The organism is Sulfobacillus thermosulfidooxidans DSM 9293 (assembly GCF_900176145.1).
GTDB lineage: Bacteria > Bacillota > Sulfobacillia > Sulfobacillales > Sulfobacillaceae > Sulfobacillus > Sulfobacillus thermosulfidooxidans.
In genome coordinates this window covers 2990680-3009185 of record NZ_FWWY01000001.1, presented here as the reverse complement: position 1 = coordinate 3009185, position 18506 = coordinate 2990680, and the positions used below count along the sequence as shown (strand labels likewise).

Sequence of the window (18506 nt, the reverse complement as noted above, 5' to 3'; positions counted from 1 at the left end):
TTTGGTATAAATCCCCTTTTCGCGGAAATTGATGATTTGGTTAGCCGGCCCTTGTCCCTCTGATAAAAGAAAATTCGAACTAGCCCATCGGCAGCATTCTTCAAGGGACGCGAGAGATACTTAAGCTCCAGATGCGTAAATGACCCTACTTCTCAGGAATATGATCTTTCGTGAACTGCGTGGAACATCAGAAAAATTCCGGCCACCGCCCCCATACACGAGCACATGACGATAAACCTAAGGCATCAGGCAGGTATTTCAATCTAATACTCCCTCCGCAGCGGTTGTCACACGCATATGGATTTGCTCGGTAACCCATGGTCCACCCAACAGTGCAATGACAATATCTTCTTCGTTGCTTGAAAAAGTCGCGGTTGGCGAATTCGCGGTGAGAATGTCTTGTTGAGATTATTCTCAAAACAGCTCCCCGAACCGATCCATTAGGCTTAAGCGTCCTACTCACTAAAAGCTCCGACCGCCGTCCGAGTAAGGATTCTCGACGGGTGTGCCAGGAGATGCCACAAGGAGAATTAGAAGCCATTGACGCCTCGTACCTTCTGCCTACACAGCGAATCTGTCCGATCGCCAGGATAGTACAGCACCTTGGCCAATTGCACCACAAAATACCATGCCATTTTTCGTAACCGGGATCGAGTTTTTAGCGTTTAAGTGTTGGAAGATATGACATAGTTATCCAATAGGGAGAGAATATACACATGACAACACGTTTCCTGCGTACATTCGGGATGATATTCAGTGGCACCGTCTTAGCTGGCTGCGGGACTGCCGTGCAACTTTCCGCCCCCCCATCTCCGCACCATTCCCAGTCATCATTCCGGTCCCAGTCAGCCTCATCGGTCGCAAGCCCGTCTCATACCCCTTCAACATATAATTCTCGCCGTGGCGTGAATAGCTCGACATCATCCTCGGCGACAACGGCGACTCCGTCTCCTTCGCCGGGGCCGATTCACCAAAGTCTCCCCCCATTTTCGGGCACTATAACTCAGCGCGTCGTGGGATCGCAAGGCCCGCAAGCCGTACCCAACGGCTTTGTCAGTTCACCACCGAGTCATGTGGTCTTTTCCCCATCCCACTTTACACTCGTCGAAAGTTTCACGGGATTGCTAAAGACCCACCCATTTGTGTTAGACTTTTACCAAAATTCTGCAGGATTATTTGTTGGTATCAACTATAATCATCATCCGGTATTTTTTGGTCCGGGGCCTGCTCCCGTGTTTAATGTCTTAAACTTTACTGGTTCTTGGGTCGTATTGGGCACACCATCCGCGGCCGCCTACGAGGCGATCAATCTCACATCAGGCCGTACCATCGTGAATCCCGAACAAGCCGCCCAATTAAAAGGATATACAGGATTGGGCTTACCCTCCCATATATTGGGATTATCTCACGAGGAGTTTCCGGTAAGTATTCCATCATCATAATATTCACCTTTGATAATCTCTATCTCCCCTTTACGATCATTTACAATAGACAATATGCACGTTACTGCAAATTCCCCAATTTATACAACGCATGGAACCATGTGGTCAGCCTAGAATAATCCTATCAATTTGGGATCATCCAACATCTTTGAAATGACGCTCATCAACACATCAGCGCGGAGAAGGTTCCTATGAATGTTCTTTAACCCGTTGGTTCAGTTGGGGCACTGTTGAACCTCAAACCTCGAATTTGTGATTTTCAAGTTGACATTGGTGAAGGGGATATTATCCCAATTATATTAGAAACCTACATAAGCATTATCACATCACTCGATAGTAACAGAGGATAGTTGACTTGGTTCCCTTCAAGCCGTTAACGATAATATCGGCTTATCTCATCTCTTCACTCACCGGCTTTTTAAAATTCTCAAACTGTGACGCCTTCCCTAGCATCACTATAGCTTAGGACTGCCATTAGGGACCATTATGTCGCGGTTCATCGCTTTCCCCAAGTTATCGAGCGATGCTAACCTACAAAATAAAACTGGCTGCGGCACCCATTAGAGCCCAGAGGATTCTGTTCGTTACCACGAACCGGAAACCCTTGTGCAGCTTTACGAATTAATTCTAACGGTTCTTTCGCCAGTTTCGGTCGTTGAGTCGCCTCATGCTTATCAATTTTGCAATGGCGGCGCAAAAAAGTTCTTTCACAACGAATTGAGGACGTACCTTAGGATTTCTAGATATCACGAGTGCCGCCAATCTATCTCAAAATCCGCATAGATTACGCATGATAAACACAGACTCTTGATCCATAATAATATATAGAAAAATCTAAATGGGTTGCCTTTCGATAAATTGTGTAATTGACAACATCTCCGGCTTCTAGAACTTTCAATATTTAGATGCATAATTCAGATGCATAGCATAAGTTCGTCCATAATGAAGAAGTTTCACTCATCGACATCATCATGGTCATAGATGCCGTTAATCAATCCCCAAACATTCAGTTCAAATGTCTCAATATTCTATAGCAGGAGGATAATTTGGTGAAAAAGTCGGTATTGCTTGGTGTTCTGGCGATATTCTCGGGAATCATGTTGTTACATCATACGAAAGCATTCATCCACCCAAATTCTCAGAAGACAGTGAGTGTCAGCACCTGGACCATAGCAATTGGCGCTGTAAACTCCAGGAATACAAGTTTGAGCAAACAAAAAATGTCTTTTTCAGCAACCATTTGGAATGATACAAATCATACAGTGTTTGTCACCAGTGTAAAAGCCAACATAGCTCCGATACTACAAAGTCATATCATTTCCGGTACCCCACTCATTCCGGTAAACAAATCTCTGGCACCGAATGCTAGTGACCGGATTGCCGGACAATTCATTTTAAATGTTAGCGGCATGACAAAAGAAGAAATTGCTAACATCGGAAAACTACAAGGGTTTACGGTAAATACGAGGTCTTGAAATTAAACTCATTAGGAGCATGTGAGCCTTCCCCATTAAGACATCTATGCTCAATCATGACTCCCAGACCTATGTATTCCACGTGAATCCTCGGCCCAAGCGCGTTCATTGTGCGCCATGGGCTAAAAGGATTCTCATCATGAACAAACAAATGTCTTTTCTCATATCATAATGGCTGGCCATTTGACTCTAGCGCCGTCCTATTATAAGGTGTCCGGCTTTATTGCCCGTGGTTTGAAACTGTATGAATGCTTCTCAGCAAAGAATAAAAAACCCCATCACGCTGAAGGAGATTCATCCACAAACACCTTGTGATACTCAGACATCGTAATGCGAACTTCCCGGGCTTTAGCCCCATCTGATGGACCGATATAGCCACGTTCCTCCATCGCATCAATCAACCGCGCTGCTCGTGTATATCCTACCCGAAGCCGACGTTGAAGCATTGAGGTGGAAGCCTGTCCACTTTCGACGACGATTTTGACCGCCTCGGGAAACAAGGGGTCGGTCTCTTGCATAAGAGGCTTGGCCGTGTCTCCTGCTTCTTGAAATTCAACGGCCTCCACAGACCCTTGTGGTTGGGCATGGTCGATAACAAAGGCAACAATTTCTTCAATTTCCTTTTCCCGAATAAAAGCGCCCTGGATACGCTGCGGTTTGGCAGCTCCTACCGGGTGAAAAAGCATATCCCCACGTCCCAACAGCTTTTCTGCGCCCGCCGAATCTAGAATCGTGCGTGAATCCACTTGGCTTGATACCGCAAAAGCAATACGCGAAGGAATATTGGCCTTAATCGTCCCGGTGATAACATCCACAGAAGGTCTTTGGGTGGCCACGACCAAGTGAATGCCCGCGGCACGAGCCATTTGCGCTAACCGCGCAATGGATTCTTCCACATCTTGAGGAGCGACCATCATGAGGTCTGCCAATTCATCGATAATCACGACGATCAACGGAAGTCTTTCCTCGGCCATTTGGTTATAGCGGCTGACATCGCGTACCCCTGCTTCGGCAAACAATCGGTACCGCCGTTCCATTTCTGCCACTGCCCAGCGTAGGGCGCCCGCAGCTTTTTTGGGTTCGGTGACCACAGGACTCAGCAAATGGGGAATGCCATTGTAGATGGATAATTCAACAACCTTCGGGTCAATCAACAACAGTCGGACGACATCAGGGCTCGCCCGAAATAACAGACTCGTAATTAACACGTTAATCAGGACACTTTTGCCCGACCCTGTTGCCCCAGCGACCAATAGGTGAGGCATCTGATCCAGTCCGGTTACAATGGGAGCACCTGCGACGTCCCGGCCTAATCCGACCGACAAGGGAGAAGGGGATTGAGCAAATTGATCACTTTCTAGCACTTCCCGTAATAATACAGGGGTCACTTCATCATTTGGCACTTCAATGCCAATCGCAGACTTGCCGGGAATCGGAGCCTCAATTCGCACTCCGGTAGCCGCTAACGATAAGGCAATATCATCGGCTAAATTCACAATACGAGACACTTTGACTCCGGGAGGCGGAATGATTTCAAACCGCGTTATTGTCGGTCCCTGACTCACCTCACCCAAAGTGACATCAATACCAAATTGTCGTAACGCATTGACTAAAATATCTGCCCGCTCCTTGGCACTTTGCCCGCGCCGACCTCCTTTATGAAGATCGGGAGCCGCTAACAAACTCAATGGGGGCGGCAGATAATTCATGGCATAAACGGGCGCTATAGTTTTGGGCACACTCGTCACCACCGGTGTATCGGCACCCGCCTTATCTATTTCGGGAACGTCCTCCCAGGTACTGTGTGAAGATCCCCGAATATCTGGCGAGTTGGATACCCTCTCGGCCTGCGAGTTTCTTGGAACCGGTTTCATTTTCGGTGCCTTCGGCTTGACAATGGGCGTAGGGCTCTCTTCTTCTGGAGGATAAATCCAGTCACGAAGCGCCGAGTAAATGGCGTATATGGCGCGGTATACAAATTCTAATAAGCTACGAAGAAATCGAGCAATCCCCGTCCCCAAGGTTAAGGCACTAGCACCCGTATACAGCATGAGACCAATCACCAGTAACACCACGGAAAACAAGAACGCCCCACCTGGAGCAATAGCCTGCGCGAGTTTTTCTTCAAGCCATGTCGATACAAAACCTGCAATAGGCTTGTCTACCAAAGGCATTAAAATAAAAAGGCCTAAAAACATTAACACCGCACCCCAGCCCCGCCGGTGGCCGGTAAAAGATGGCCGATTTAATAAACGCAACGCCCCCGCAACGAGAACGAAGGCCGGGATCGTCCACCCTAGCACGCCAAAGCTAAAACTCAAGCCGTGTGCCAAATCCCTCGTTAATCGGCCCGAATGCGGAAATATCAGAGATAAATAGCCCAACAATCCCAAGGCTACCAACAGGATGCCGCCAATCTCACGACGCATGTCCTTGGAAATTTGTTTGAGCACGGAAAACATTCAAAATCCTCCTAACCAAAAAGTTGCGACCCCTAAAATCAACGTATACCATCCAAACCGCCGCCATAAACGCGTTGTCGCGAGCGCATGCTTAACCCATTCTATCGCAAAAATCCCGCTTATGGCAGCCATTCCCATACCGAAAACAATAGCCCCCTGTGATCCCCCAGATAGGAGATGGTTCCCTGGTGCCAAGGTTAATACACTAGCACCTAAAGTCACGGGAATCGCCATGTAAAACGAAAAACGGGCGGCTTCTTGAGGTGCCAAGCCTAAGACACGGCCCGCAAAAATTGTCGTACCAGAGCGGGATAGACCTGGCCATAAAGCCACACTTTGCGCAATACCGATAACGAGAGCACTCACCCATGTCAGACTGGTAATACGTTTTTCGCCATAAGTGGCTGGCGGCGTGAGCCATAATGCCGCTGTCGTCATTAACCATCCCGCACCCACGGCTAGCGGAAAAAACCACTGGCTAATCCAGTCTTCTAGCGCATAACCTATTAAGACGGCCGGTATTGTGGCGACAATGACCAGTGCCGTCGTGCGACGCGCCCACTTTTTCTTATTCATCAGTCCCTTGAGAAGCTCCAATAAATCATTGCGGTATCCTACGAGAATCGCTAATAAGGTGCCCACATGCAACGCTACTTCCATCTCGGCCCCGTGAGACGATAAGCCAAAGAATGTCCGCAAAACGATGAGATGACCTGAAGAACTTACGGGTAAAAACTCGGTGAGTCCTTGTACTAATCCCAGGATCATTATCCGCCACACGCCTGTCTCCTCCTCCCTTGTAATGGCCTATCGGAAAAGAGACAAAAATATGCCGTATGGCGGAAAATTTTTTAGTCAAGCCATATCTAAGAATGGTGAACGCTATGAGGTCCACCATCTTCTATAATTGTCGCAGTTGGTCAAAACAAAATGGTAGCGACAATGCGATTCGGTTGAAATCGACTATCTAAAAAGTCTTGCGGATCGGACGACAATAGCCGTTCCAACCGCACATAACCGTCAGCATCACGACGCACGAGGCAAAGTCGCCCATCAATCCACCATTCCCCCATCCAAGGCGTTTCCGCGTGGGAAGAAAAAATGTCTTCCATTGCTAAAGGAGTATATAACATCGAAATTAGTGAACCTCCCGTTTGTCTGGTTTTTCGGTTTTGTCCTTGTCATCCTTTTTTTCCGTCCGCGCCTTACGAACAGATCGGGAATTTTTCGCGTCAATAAGCATGTTAAGATGGCGAAGAGCCTGGTCGATTCCTCCCACTTCATCGATTAATCCTGCATCCACAGCATCTTTGCCCACCAAAACGGTGCCAATATCCCGAGCCAATTCGCCCGTGCGAAACATGAGTTCCCGGAAATGGCTCTCCGAAATGTGCGAATGGTTGGTGACGAAATTCACCACCCGATCTTGCATTTTGTCCAAATACTCATAGGTTTGTGGCACGCCGATGACCAACCCATTCATGCGTATAGGATGAATTGTCATGGTTGCCGTGGGAGCAATGAAACTGTAAGTCGTTGCCACCGAAACGGGCACGCCAATGGAATGCCCACCCCCTAAAACCAAAGACACCGACGGCTTCGAGAGACTGGCAATCATCTCCGCAAGTGCCAGACCAGCCTCCACGTCACCACCGACCGTGTTTAAAATTAAGAGAAGACCTTTGATATCCTTGCTTTCTTCAATGGCTACTAATTGGGGAATCACATGTTCATATTTTGTGGTCTTATTTTGCGAAGGCAGCACGACATGCCCTTCAATTTGACCAATGATCACCATCGTGTGGATTCGGGACTTAGCCGTCGGCACTTTAGTTGTACCCAATTCCTGAATATTTTCGGTGGGATCTTGTCGCCTTTTCTTGGCTGGCTCTGTCACCTGCGGTTCCTCTGCCTCTTCACTAATCTGATAACTGGAATGTCGCAATCGCATTACCCTCCTTCATTCGTAGTGTTTGACAAACCAAGGCTTTCATACGGTCCCAAAATTCTTTTCCTCTCAAAATCGTTTTGTGGTCGACGTTTTCTCCAAACGGTTCGCCATCACAAGACTTTAGGCCATTTGGGCGTACAATGAGCATCAGTGTTTGAGCATGGGAACCCCAGGTATAAACGGGCGCAATACAAGCGATGATCACCCGTAAGTCACGAACCATGAACCAAGCTCCGATTCACAACAGATACTGTGTCTTGGGGCCATCAATCCCCGAGATCAAATGGTGACTAAATTTTCCCAAACCTAGGGATAGATCCTCACCGACAACATAATCTTGTACTAAAGAGGTGGCGAAGATGCGGTGGGCAACCTTGACACAAATTTGGCCTGATATTATCCAATATGTGACAAAACTCATTCGTGTCGGCGTTCCCCCATATTTCCTCGCATTGGGTGTAACTTTAGGAGGCGGTTTGTTAGGCGCTTTGGGCCTGTGGATGGCAGGAAAAGGCGCTCAAGATCCTGCTAGCACCGCTTACCGTATACGCATCTGGGCGGTTGCCATCGCTATTGGTGGAACACTGACGGCGTTGGAAAATCTGGAACGGGGATTGTCTGCACGGGCCATTCCATCCATCTTGCGGGATGGCCTGGCTATTACTATGGCTTATTTCGGAGCACAAAGTGGATATTGGCTATTAAGCCAGCTTGGAAAGCCATGAAGATTGTACGATTAGGGTATTGGTCAGCATTTACTTTAGGCCTTTTAACCGGCCTGTCTTTGATGCAAGGTGTGACCGCCCAGGAAAGGATGCAGACAGCATCCGCCTTGGAAAAATGGCATATGGAAGCTAATTACTGGAAGAAGGAGGCGAACCAATTAAAAAATGAATTAGGAACCATCAATCGCAAATCGGAAACGCAACTGTATATCCAAGATATTGCTGTAAACATTCTCAAGAGTCCGGTACCCAAAGACGACGTGATTGAAGCGATGGCTCCTTATACACAAGCGCTTCTTGGGCTATCCCTGCAATATTTGAAGTTACCCGTAATTTATCATTTGTTCAACAACCGCATTATTGTCATTGGCACGCGTCTGTACCAAATTCGGGTACACGCCTTATTATTAGGTCCTCATACCGAATTAATCATTTCGGTATCTCCTGATCCTTCCGCCCAGTCCTTGTAATTCCCCGAGATTCAAAAAAATAGATTTCCTGACCAGCCGCAATAACGAGAAAAAGCGGGTGTTAACAGACAATTGACCCCCAGGATCCGTTCCATCAACGGAAAAATCGATCCTGGGGGTCAAGAAAAATAGTCTTAGACTTCCATGATTATGGGCAAAATCATGGGACGCCGTTTGGTCCGGTCCCACAAAAACCGTCCTAATGTATCTCGCACGAGTGCTTTAATGGCCGACCATTCGCTGAGATTGCCACCTTCCATCGCCGTTAAAGCTGATTTAACCCGCGACCTGGCTTCATCAAGTAGGGCTTCGGATTCTCTGACATAAACAAATCCACGGGAAACAATATCGGGTCCTGAAACGAGGAGACCAGATTGGGCATCCATTCCCACGACCACAATTAATATCCCGTCGTTGGATAGTTGTTTGCGATCACGCAGGACAATATTGCCTACATCACCCACGCCAAAGCCGTCAACTAGGACTTTGCCGGCAGGAACCTGCCCCACTATTTGAGCTGAATCTTTAGTTAACTCAAAAACCGTCCCATTTTCTCCAATAAGGACATGAGATGGGTCAATACCCACTTCACGGGCAAGCTGCGCATGATGCACAAGATGACGATATTCTCCGTGTACCGGAATAAAGAATTTCGGCTTGACCAAGTTCAACATGAGTTTCAGCTCTTCTTGGCAAGCATGACCGGATACATGAATCCCAATATTGGGCCCATAATACACCTCGGCTCCAAGACGGTACAAGTTATTCACTGTCCGTGCGACCATTTTCTCATTACCAGGGATCGCCGTCGCTGAAATAATGACCGTATCCCCGGACATGATTTCGACCTTTTTATGGTCTGATGTTGACATCCGAGTCAAAGCCGACATGGGTTCTCCTTGAGAGCCCGTTGTCAAAATTAATGTTTTGTTGGCCGGTTGTTTCAAGATGTTATCCAAAGACATCCAGGTGCCTTCGGGAAAGTCGAGGTAATGGAGTTCAGTCGCTTTTTGCACAACGTTTTCCATACTGCGACCCACAACCGCTACGTGCCGGCCATGGCGTACGGCCGATTCCACCACCTGTTGAATACGGTGAACCTGCGAAGCAAACGAGGATACTAAGACACGCCCCGTCGCTTGCTCAATAATCCGGTCTAAGGTCTTCCCTACCGTTTTTTCAGAAGGTGTATAGCCCGGCCTCTCCGCATTGGTACTGTCCGCTAATAACAATAACACCCCTTCTGAACCCACTTGCGCCAATTTATGAAAGTCCGCAACGTGGCCATCGACGGGGGTGTGGTCAAACTTGAAGTCACCAGTATGAACAATGGTACCAACCGGATTTCGAATAATGAGACCGGTCGCATCCGGAATTGAATGGTTAACACGGAAAAATTCAACGGAAAAGCTTCCGACGCGAATGGTGTCTCCCGGGTCCACGGGATGAGACTTAGGATGGAGACTAATTTGATGTTCTTGCAATTTCATCTCCACGATGCCTAAAGTCAAGCGCGTACCATAAATCGGGACTTGAATCTGTTTCAAGAAATAAGGAATTCCGCCGATATGGTCTTCATGGCCGTGTGTTAAGAAAATCGCACGAACACGGTCTTTGTTTTCTAGTAAATACGTGATATCGGGTAATACCAGATCAATTCCGGGCATATCAGGTTCTGGAAATGCTAATCCGCAGTCGATTAAAATGATGTCATTGCCATAGACGACAGCAGATAAATTTTTTCCGATTTCACCTAATCCCCCTAAGGGAATAAATTGTAACTTTCCGGGTCCTGGGCGTGCCAGTTTCCCCACCTCCTATTTTTCCGCACACGGAGCACATCAAAATGCCCCTAGCCGTCCGGCTAGGGACTTATGCCAGGGGCAATTGATTTGAGGCGGCGGTATTGGCCCCCGTCCCGTCCTGTGCCAACCCGCTCACACCTATTTACCACCGAGCACTAAGTCGTTACCAATAGTATAACTCGCTTACATCCCTGCATGCAATCGCTGATAATCAATTTCAGTGAGTCTTGGCCTACTCGGCGACGACAAGACATTCCCTTCACCTCCTAAGGCTTAAGCCTGTGCCCTCTTGGTGGGCGATAGGGACGATAAGTGTTTGGTCTTTAGATAGGCAGCCCACAACGAGGCAAAAACGTTATCCGCAGGCATAACCAAGGGGGAGCGAACGACAGGACGAATGAAATGTAACTGTGATAGCAGCCACTTTAAGGGCAGCGGATTTGAAACCACGAATAACGCTTTAAACAGGGGCCACAAATCATTATGGAGACTTTGAGCGGCGCGAATATCCCCCCGCAGGAAAAGTTCGGTCATCTCCATCATTTCCGTGCCTACCACGTGAGATGCCACGGAAACGACTCCATGGATTCCCAAGGCCAATGAGGGTAAATACAATCCATCGTCTCCCGAATAAATGGGAACATCAGCGGATAATCCCGCACGTAGCCGCATAATTTGGTCCAGCGAACCGGATGCTTCTTTAACAGCAAACGGGACAGGGACTTGTTGGCTAATCGTTACAATCGTGTTCGCATCCACCATGCTGGCCGTTCGGCCCGGCACGTTGTAAAGCATCATTGGACAGCTTACGTGCCGGGCAACGTTGGTATAATGCGCAAGAAGTCCCTCTGGCGTCGGCTTATTGTAATACGGCGATACCAATAAGATGCCATCGGCTCCCCACGATGCGGCTTCCATGGACAGTGCAATCGTCGTTCGCGTATCATTAGTTCCGGTCCCGATCCATACAGGAATGTCATGATGAACGGCCTGCCTCACCGCGTCGTACAGCGTTTTGCGTTCATTGGCCGTTAAACTAAACGCTTCACCCGTCGATCCTGCCAAAATCAAACCGCCGGACCCATTGTCCCGAAGGTATCGGGCTAGTCCGGCGGCAGCCTCCGTGTCAATCTCTCCCTCTTCAGTGAAAGGGGTCACCATTGCTGTGAAAATTCGTGGCCACATCATGTTTTTGGCACCTCCTCGTCCAAATGAAATTGTTTGTGTAAAGCTGCCACCGCCTTTTCCATATTGCGGCGGTGCAGCAATAGGGTAATGGTGGAATGTGAATCGGCCGATTGCAAAATTTCAATCTGGGATTGTGCCATGGCTGCCATTACCCGACCGACGACTCCTGGCAATCCTTGAATCGCTGAACCAACAATTGAAACCTTAGCGCGGTCATCATAGGCTTCATAGCCAAATCCGATATCCTTTAAGGTCTGCTCGGTAATCTGCGTTTTCTCAGGGGGAACACAAAAGTAAACTTGGTCAGGAAACAAATTGATCAAATCCACCGAGACTCCGTTTTCCCCTAATGACATAAATAGGTGGTATGCCCAATCTTTGTGCATAGCTGGAGGCGGCGTGACCCGAAATTGCATCAAATGATCTAATTGGGTAATCCCGGTTACGGCATGATCGGGATCGCGATGTCCCCAGGGATCTAGCGTTCCCTGTCCGGGAGCAATAAGTGTTCCCTGGGATTCAGAAAACGTCGATCGAACGCGAATAGGCACGGAAAATTGCCGTCCAATCTCCACGGCTCGTGGATGAATGACCCGCGCACCCAAATTAGCCAACTGAAAAATTTCATCGTAATCCAATTGTGAAATCGTCCGGGCATCGGGCACAATTCGCGGGTCGGCGGTTTTAATCCCATCAACATCAGTAAAAATGTCGACAACAACCGCATGCAGGGCCGCTCCTAGGGCCACGGCAGTGGTATCAGAACCCCCTCGTCCTAACGTGGTCACTCGTCCTTCCACAGTTCGCCCTTGAAACCCTGCCACAACAGGAACAACGCCGTCTTGAAGAAGATTCTGCAAGACTTTAGGCTGCACTTCCAAAATTCTGGCATCACCAAAATTACCATCGGTAATAATGCCGGCTTCCCCGCCCGTCAAGACTTTCACAGGAATATCCTGGCGTCTAAGATGCGAAGCCAGAACGACGGCACTAATAATTTCCCCACAGGACAACAACAGATCACGTTCCGCAGCTGGGGTGAGATCCGCGTCGGTGATTAAATCGAGCAACGTGTCAGTTGCATAGGGGTCGCCACGTCGTCCCATGGCCGAGACCACCACCACAACCTGGTCGCCCGCTTCAATCGCTTTGACTACCCATTGCGCAACCACATCGCGGCGGCTAGCATCACGAACTGATGTCCCACCAAATTTCTGTATAACGATTGCCACACCCGTCCTCCTCTATGCCCATCGTGACAGAAGAGATTCCACGATTTGAATTGCATTGGTCGCCGCACCTTTGCGAAGGTTATCGGCAACCACAAACATGTGTAGCCCATTGTCGACAAACAAATCGCGGCGTATCCGGCCAACCAATACTAAATCTTGATCAGCCGCATCCAAGGGGATCGGGACCACACCCTGAGCGGGATCATCAACAACACGAAGTCCCGGAGAGTGCGCCAAGAGTTCACGAACGGAAGAAACCTCAAAGGATTTTTCGGTTTCAATGTAGACAGATTCTGCGTGTGAAATATAGACTGGAACTCTCACTGCAGTGGCACTCACCGGAAGAGACATTCGGAAAATCTTTTGCGTCTCCCGCGTCAATTTCCATTCCTCACCCGTATAGTCGTCGTCACCAAACTTGTCACAATAGGGTAACACGTTAAACGCGATAGGCGTGGGATAGGTTGTCGGAATAACCGTGTGATGTTCGAGCACCTCATGCGTTTCCTTGGTCAACGTCTCCATCGCTTCGCGTCCTGTTCCGGAAACGGCTTGGTATGTTGATACAATCACCCGTTTCAAGCCGTATTCACGACGAATAGGCTCTAATGCCACCACCATTTGAATCGTCGAGCAATTGGGCGAGGCGATTAGCCGGGCATCACCTACGGCATCCATATTGACTTCAGGCACGACCAAGGGCACTAAGGGATCCATACGAAAATAACTCGACTTGTCTACAACTGTTACCCCATGGGCCGTAGCAATGGGAGCATAGGTGCGACTGGCCTCAGTACTCGCTGCGAAAAAGGCCACGTCAACGCTGGACCAATCCATCGATTCTACACCGCGAACGGGTATCTCCTCGCCGCGAAAGCGGACGGTTCTTCCATGGCCTTCCGTAGCCAAAGCCGTCAGGCTTCTCACAGGAAACTCTCGCTCTGCAAGAATTTCCAAGATTTTTTGTCCCACGAGACCCGTTGCTCCCAAAATTGCGACCCGCACGCCTTTCACCGGAACATTCACTCCCTTGTTATTATCGATCCCATGGCACTAAAATGGGCTGCACTTGTTCGTGTTTCAATGCCGCCTGAATAGATGGGATGATGAGTTCTAAATGTGCGTCCAATGAGCGCGGCTTACGTATTGGATCATCCTGACCAAATGGTACAAAATAGATGTTGCGTGCACTGAGGAGCCTCCCCAAATTCATCGCATTCATCCCCAAAAGGTCGTTGGACGTGATAGCCAATAAAACAGGACCCCCATTGCGCAATTGCGCCTTAACGGTCATCGTGACAGGTGAATCGTTTATGGCGTTAGCAATTTTGGCCAACGTATTCCCTGTACACGGCATGACCACCACAATATCAAACCAATGTTTCGGTCCACTGGGTTCGACTTCCGGAATGGTTGTCAAAATTGGCTGATCGGTTGCCTTCGTAATTTCGTCTTTCCAATAATCCGGGGACCCGAACCGAGTCGAAACATGTAATATTGATGGCGACACAATGGGTGTCACAATCGCTCCGTGCTCAACCAATATTCTCATTGTAGCGACAGCACGATGCATATTGCAATGGGAAGCGGCCATTGCCACCCCAATTTTTATGCCGGCTAGTTCTTTTTCGTTCATATTGTTGACCCCCTCTTCGGATGTGTGACCCGATCCGTCTTGTCTTGCAGAATAAATGCCAGTGTCTCCCAAATGATTTCAGCCGCTCTTCGCGGGGCAATGTGACCAGGCACTCCCAAATACGATTCGTATCGGGACAAAACAGCGGGGCTATTGGCCACCTCGGGGTGTAAACCGCCCGGTTTAGAGGCGAGATCAATAATCCAGGCAGGATCTGTCGCTTCCGCCCATTCACTGGTCAAGACGGGAGCCGGAATGGTGTTAAACACGCCATCGACGGGAGGGCACCAGCGTGGGTCCAAGGGATGAACGGGAAACCCCATGGCTGAGGCCATTGCGCGTTTTTCGACTGACCGGTCAAAAATTTCGACAATGGCACCATACGCCTGAAGACGTAAAGCCAATATGGATCCGACCCGTCCAAAACCTAAAATAGCAATGGGCCGGTGATATAGGGTAAATCCGGACCGTCCGATTGCTGATTTAATGGCACCTTCCGCTGTAGGAACCGCATTCAGCCACATAAAGGTCGTTTGATTGCGGTATTCTATTGTTCTCAGCCCTAAATCCTGCGCTTTCTCTTTGACTGGCGAGGCAATTAATCCAGCCGCTACAACAGCTCCTTCTCCCATCGCCCTTAGAATGTCTAATGTCAGGGTGACCTGACCGTCCATCGTGGTCATCGAGCCATCGGCACGAATGCCCGTCATCGGCCCAATAAAAATGTGAGGGGCTTTCTCACCGGGATGAAAGGGTTCAACATGATCGGCATGAAAACCAAAGGACTTAACAACAAATCCTTGGTCCTCTAAAAAACGGCATAGCCATACGTCGCGAGCATCTCCGCCAGCCACGACTACTTGTGTTGACACAGTGTTCTCATCCTTCCTCGTTCACCCGAAATGGGTATATACAAAATGACCTATCTTCCTGGTTAAATGACAGGGGTTGTGAGTCATTCCCCATTTATCAAGGGGGAACCCCAGTTACTCTTCTTGGCTCACTATACGGAAGGAATAGCTAGACCGTTCCGATTTTTTCGGTTCCATAAATTACCATGCAGAAAAGAAAAAAATCCGGGAGATATACTCCCGGATCTGCTGCCAGCGACTCTAGTTAGTGGACGTGAATATCAGACGCTCCATGCTCTTGGAAGAGTTTCTTCGCTTTGTCTACTTCAGGCGCATCGGCTCGCACCATCAAGAGCACATCACCCTCTTTTAAACGGGTCTCATATTCATGGCTTTCGTTGCTCGGAATGCCATAATCCATCAAAGCACCCGCAAGCCCCCCAGCCACAGCCCCCGTAAGCGTGGCTGCCAAAGGCCCTGCTGCGATAATGGGGCCGACCCCGGGAATTGCCAAGGCGCCGACACCGGCCAAAAGGCCGGTCACCCCACCTAAGGTACCGCCCCAACCAATCCCACTGGACAGATTGTGCATGTCACTGTCCGGATGGCCAGCTTGGGTATGGCCATCATGGCGGGCAACCAAAGAAATATCTTTCTCTGGAACACCGCGTTTCTTTAATTCATCGACGGTTTTTTCAGCATCATCATGGTTTTTAAATGCACCCACGACAGTTTTCTCCACGTTAGTATCCCTCCTTTTCGCACGTGGTCGGAGTTAGTATGTCCGCCACACGAAAAAAGAGGCTATCAATTTTGAGAATCTGCGTGTGGTGAAAGATCATCATCTAAATCAACAATCATCACTTCGGGCCCAATGCGTCTAATGGATCGCCAAGGAATCTGTGTGGGTTGTTGAATTTGACGCCCAAATCGCCCCCTCGGTGGAACCAAAATCGCCTGGATCGCACCATTTTCGGGATCAATTTCTAAATCAGTGTCTCCTAAAGGCCCTAAACGACTGCCATTGGACAAATTAATAATTTCTTTTGAGGCCAGTTCACTGAAACGCATAAGGCGTCCCTCCTTGGGAAAACTTATGCGCTAAAGCCTCCTTCTAGTACCTGCTCGATGCTGCCAATGGGACCACAAGCTGCCAGGGCCCACGGATTTTGGGAAAATAACTGCTGAGCCAGGGCTGTAATGTCGGCGCAAGTAACCTGTTCTAATTGGGCTAGACGCTCCTTGGGATCCAGAGGAACCCATCCATAAAGACCGTAAGGCCCAAGCCGCATCATTCGGCCATCTGGAGTTTCCATGGCAAATGCCATAGACGTTTCGGCTTGGGTGAGTGCCCATTCGCGTTCCTCCAAGGATGGGGGTTCATGCATTAGCAACTGAATTTCTTCACGAACGGCTTCTAATGCCCGGGGCACAGACCGAGGAGAAAGAGCCATATAAATAGATAATTCCGCCCAATCTTTTAAAGCCGAGTAGGAAGACGAAACCGTGTACACGAGCCCTTCATCTTCCCGTAACCGTTGCCAAAGACGCGATGAGTTTTGTCCCGCCAAAATTGTGCTCAAAATCAATGTGGCATCATATTCAACATGACCCAAGGGAGGTGCCGGAACGCCCATGGTCAAATGCACTTGTTCCCCTGCTTGGCGCAATAACTGGATTCGTGGCATCACTGCTAACGGTTTTCTGGGTGTCGGTAACCCTTGTGGACGCAGCGGCCACTGATATTCTTGCACCTGTTCCCGTAAGGCATCGACGCCTTCCCCGCTCAACACGAGAACAATATTGCTGGGAAAATAAAACTGATGATAGAAGTTTCGCAACTGGCGCCCATCAAAGTGCATTAAACTCTCTTTGGTTCCCAACACATCGTGATGAAAATCCGGGTCAGGGAATAACGCAGCCATATACAGTTCCCCAGAGCGGTCTTCCAAGTCGTCCTGGGCTTCCAGTAATTCTTCCAAAATCACCTGCCGTTCCTTACCAATATCGTTATCGTCTAGCCAGGGATCGCTAATTAACGTCCATAATAGATGCAAGGCTTGAGGAGCTTTGGACGCTAAGACTTTCGCATAATAGACGGTATAATCGCGCGTCGTAAACGCGTTAATTTCGCCACCCAGCTGATCTTGCAAGTTCGCGATATCCCGTGCCGACCAGGGACCCGCCCCTTTAAAGACAGCATGTTCCAAAAAGTGAGCGGCCCCATATTGATGACCATGTTCATCACGAGATCCCACTCTCACGTAAAACGCGATTGCGGTTGTGCCCAATGATCCATAGTCATCCCAGATCACCGACATTCCCGAAGGCAACGTGGTTAAATAATTTATTGCTATTCTCCTACCTTTCATGGCTCGAGCATTTTGGCTATCCTGTGAAGACGCCAACTATCCCTCACATCATACCAAATGCCTCACAGACGAACCAGTTTGAGTAAGGCTTAGCCATCACCCGTGGGAATACCCATTTTTAGTAACGCCGATATTGTCACCAGATGATATCCTTGACTTTGCAAACCCTGGATAATCTGCCCCAAGGCTTCCACAGTCCGGTTCGTAGGATGCATCAACACGATGGCCCCAGGCTGGGCCTTTTGCAAAACCTTGTTAACCATATACGGCACGTCCGAGGAGGGTCTCCAGTCAATCGTATCGATTGTCCACATAATCACGGGCATGTGCAGTTCGGCAGCTGCAGTCAGCACAGCTGTGCCAAGTTCGCCATAAGGCGGAGCGTAAACGGTGGGCACGACATTCGCAGCGTGTTTCACCGCGTCATTGGTTTTGGCAATATCGGTGAGATTTTCAGCCACCGACATATTGGCAGGATGGCCATGAGCCCAGCCGTGATTGCCAACTTGCATGCCATCACGAACCATTTCTTGTACGAGCTGCGGGTGATTTTTGGCCCAAACCCCTCCGACCATAAATGTCGCTTTGACATGATAATGCATTAACACGTCCAAAAGTTTCGGAACATACTCAGTGCCCCACACCACATTAATGGTGAGCGCCATCGCGCGCTCAGAGGTTATCACACGGTACACGGGTCCAGGAATGGAGGCTTTTACGGGCACACTGGTAGGAGCGGGCGTTTTAAAAATCAGGATACTGGCAAAGAAAATGGCCAGTAAGGATACCAGTTTGGCTGTAGGGGAGCGCAAGGATATCACTTTAATCCACATCAGGAAATATCTCCTTCCCGACTATCGTTGGGTTCTCACTTGTCCTATGACAAGTTCCTTCATA

19 protein-coding genes are annotated in these 18506 nt (G+C 48.9%); 4 read left to right on the top strand and 15 right to left on the bottom strand.

What is annotated here, in order from left to right:
• The first annotated feature begins 716 nt into the window (after window positions 1-716).
• Window positions 717-1442, top strand: coding sequence for a hypothetical protein (locus B8987_RS20055; protein ID WP_020373037.1), 726 nt, complete (start codon window positions 717-719; stop codon window positions 1440-1442).
• Between the two features lie 1049 nt (window positions 1443-2491).
• Window positions 2492-2917: a hypothetical protein gene (locus B8987_RS14935; protein WP_020373038.1), complete on the top strand. Its 426-nt coding sequence runs from the start codon at window positions 2492-2494 to the stop codon at window positions 2915-2917.
• Window positions 2918-3195: 278 nt separating this feature from the next.
• On the opposite strand, the gene B8987_RS14930 is transcribed toward B8987_RS14935, so the two are convergent.
• From B8987_RS14930 to B8987_RS19710, 5 genes are all read right to left on the bottom strand, one after another.
• On the bottom strand, window positions 3196-5379 hold the full coding sequence (locus B8987_RS14930; RefSeq protein WP_020373039.1) for an FtsK/SpoIIIE family DNA translocase: 2184 nt from the start codon (window positions 5377-5379) through the stop codon (window positions 3196-3198).
• Window positions 5380-6159, bottom strand: coding sequence for an undecaprenyl-diphosphate phosphatase (locus B8987_RS14925; RefSeq protein ID WP_020373040.1), 780 nt, complete (start codon window positions 6157-6159; stop codon window positions 5380-5382).
• A 140-nt stretch (window positions 6160-6299) separates the two neighbouring features.
• On the bottom strand, window positions 6300-6512 hold the full coding sequence (locus tag B8987_RS14920; protein ID WP_020373041.1) for a YlzJ-like family protein: 213 nt from the start codon (window positions 6510-6512) through the stop codon (window positions 6300-6302).
• A 5-nt stretch (window positions 6513-6517) separates the two neighbouring features.
• The gene (locus B8987_RS14915) at window positions 6518-7324 is read right to left on the bottom strand and encodes a ClpP family protease (protein WP_020373042.1); all 807 of its coding nucleotides are present in this window, start codon (window positions 7322-7324) and stop codon (window positions 6518-6520) included.
• Window positions 7299-7553 (bottom strand): hypothetical protein, encoded by a 255-nt coding sequence (locus B8987_RS19710; protein ID WP_020373043.1) that lies wholly within the window; start codon window positions 7551-7553, stop codon window positions 7299-7301. Before B8987_RS19710 ends, B8987_RS14915 begins: the two co-directional genes overlap by 26 nt.
• Window positions 7554-7689: 136 nt before the next feature.
• Between B8987_RS19710 and B8987_RS14905 the strand changes: the two genes are divergently transcribed.
• Window positions 7690-8055, top strand: coding sequence for a YtrH family sporulation protein (locus tag B8987_RS14905; RefSeq protein WP_020373044.1), 366 nt, complete (start codon window positions 7690-7692; stop codon window positions 8053-8055).
• Window positions 8052-8525: a hypothetical protein gene (locus tag B8987_RS14900; RefSeq protein WP_020373045.1), complete on the top strand. Its 474-nt coding sequence runs from the start codon at window positions 8052-8054 to the stop codon at window positions 8523-8525. Before B8987_RS14905 ends, B8987_RS14900 begins: the two co-directional genes overlap by 4 nt.
• A 134-nt stretch (window positions 8526-8659) precedes the next feature.
• Here B8987_RS14900 and B8987_RS14895 read toward each other — a convergent pair whose 3' ends face one another.
• From B8987_RS14895 to B8987_RS14850, 10 genes are all read right to left on the bottom strand, one after another.
• Window positions 8660-10339 (bottom strand): ribonuclease J, encoded by a 1680-nt coding sequence (locus tag B8987_RS14895; protein WP_028962919.1) that lies wholly within the window; start codon window positions 10337-10339, stop codon window positions 8660-8662.
• A gap of 264 nt (window positions 10340-10603) precedes the next feature.
• Window positions 10604-11518, bottom strand: a complete 915-nt coding sequence (gene dapA, locus B8987_RS14890) for a 4-hydroxy-tetrahydrodipicolinate synthase (RefSeq protein ID WP_020373047.1) — start codon at window positions 11516-11518, stop codon at window positions 10604-10606.
• Window positions 11515-12750 carry an aspartate kinase gene (gene dapG, locus B8987_RS14885; protein ID WP_020373048.1) on the bottom strand — a complete coding sequence of 412 codons (1236 nt, stop codon included), beginning with the start codon at window positions 12748-12750 and terminating at the stop codon, window positions 11515-11517. Before dapG ends, dapA begins: the two co-directional genes overlap by 4 nt.
• A gap of 12 nt (window positions 12751-12762) precedes the next feature.
• The gene (locus B8987_RS14880) at window positions 12763-13764 is read right to left on the bottom strand and encodes an aspartate-semialdehyde dehydrogenase (protein ID WP_020373049.1); all 1002 of its coding nucleotides are present in this window, start codon (window positions 13762-13764) and stop codon (window positions 12763-12765) included.
• Window positions 13765-13786: 22 nt separating this feature from the next.
• Entirely contained in the window at window positions 13787-14386 is a 600-nt protein-coding gene (locus B8987_RS14875) for a dipicolinate synthase subunit B (protein ID WP_020373050.1), read from the bottom strand.
• Entirely contained in the window at window positions 14383-15258 is an 876-nt protein-coding gene (locus B8987_RS14870; RefSeq protein ID WP_020373051.1) for a dipicolinate synthase subunit DpsA, read from the bottom strand. The genes B8987_RS14875 and B8987_RS14870 overlap by 4 nt, the downstream gene beginning before the upstream one ends.
• Before the next feature lie 244 nt (window positions 15259-15502).
• On the bottom strand, window positions 15503-15979 hold the full coding sequence (locus B8987_RS14865; protein ID WP_020373052.1) for a general stress protein: 477 nt from the start codon (window positions 15977-15979) through the stop codon (window positions 15503-15505).
• A gap of 65 nt (window positions 15980-16044) precedes the next feature.
• Window positions 16045-16308 (bottom strand): YlmC/YmxH family sporulation protein, encoded by a 264-nt coding sequence (locus B8987_RS14860; protein ID WP_020373053.1) that lies wholly within the window; start codon window positions 16306-16308, stop codon window positions 16045-16047.
• Window positions 16309-16331: 23 nt separating this feature from the next.
• Entirely contained in the window at window positions 16332-17645 is a 1314-nt protein-coding gene (locus B8987_RS14855; RefSeq protein WP_081503103.1) for a M16 family metallopeptidase, read from the bottom strand.
• Between the two features lie 53 nt (window positions 17646-17698).
• Entirely contained in the window at window positions 17699-18442 is a 744-nt protein-coding gene (locus tag B8987_RS14850) for a polysaccharide deacetylase family protein (RefSeq protein ID WP_020373055.1), read from the bottom strand.
• Between the last annotated feature and the right edge of the window lie 64 nt (window positions 18443-18506).

What these genes read in the sequence shown, in the direction of transcription:
- B8987_RS20055 (WP_020373037.1), top strand. Translation starts at nt 717, where the DNA reads ATGACAACACGTTTCCTGCGTACATTCGGGATGATATTCAGTGGCACC.
- B8987_RS14930 (WP_020373039.1), bottom strand. Translation starts at nt 5,379, where the DNA reads ATGTTTTCCGTGCTCAAACAAATTTCCAAGGACATGCGTCGTGAGATT.
- B8987_RS14920 (WP_020373041.1), bottom strand. Translation starts at nt 6,512, where the DNA reads ATGTTATATACTCCTTTAGCAATGGAAGACATTTTTTCTTCCCACGCG.
- B8987_RS19710 (WP_020373043.1), bottom strand. Translation starts at nt 7,553, where the DNA reads ATGGTTCGTGACTTACGGGTGATCATCGCTTGTATTGCGCCCGTTTAT.
- B8987_RS14905 (WP_020373044.1), top strand. Translation starts at nt 7,690, where the DNA reads ATGCGGTGGGCAACCTTGACACAAATTTGGCCTGATATTATCCAATAT.
- B8987_RS14900 (WP_020373045.1), top strand. Translation starts at nt 8,052, where the DNA reads ATGAAGATTGTACGATTAGGGTATTGGTCAGCATTTACTTTAGGCCTT.
- dapA (WP_020373047.1), bottom strand. Translation starts at nt 11,518, where the DNA reads ATGATGTGGCCACGAATTTTCACAGCAATGGTGACCCCTTTCACTGAA.
- B8987_RS14875 (WP_020373050.1), bottom strand. Translation starts at nt 14,386, where the DNA reads ATGAACGAAAAAGAACTAGCCGGCATAAAAATTGGGGTGGCAATGGCC.
- B8987_RS14860 (WP_020373053.1), bottom strand. Translation starts at nt 16,308, where the DNA reads ATGCGTTTCAGTGAACTGGCCTCAAAAGAAATTATTAATTTGTCCAAT.
- B8987_RS14850 (WP_020373055.1), bottom strand. Translation starts at nt 18,442, where the DNA reads ATGTGGATTAAAGTGATATCCTTGCGCTCCCCTACAGCCAAACTGGTA.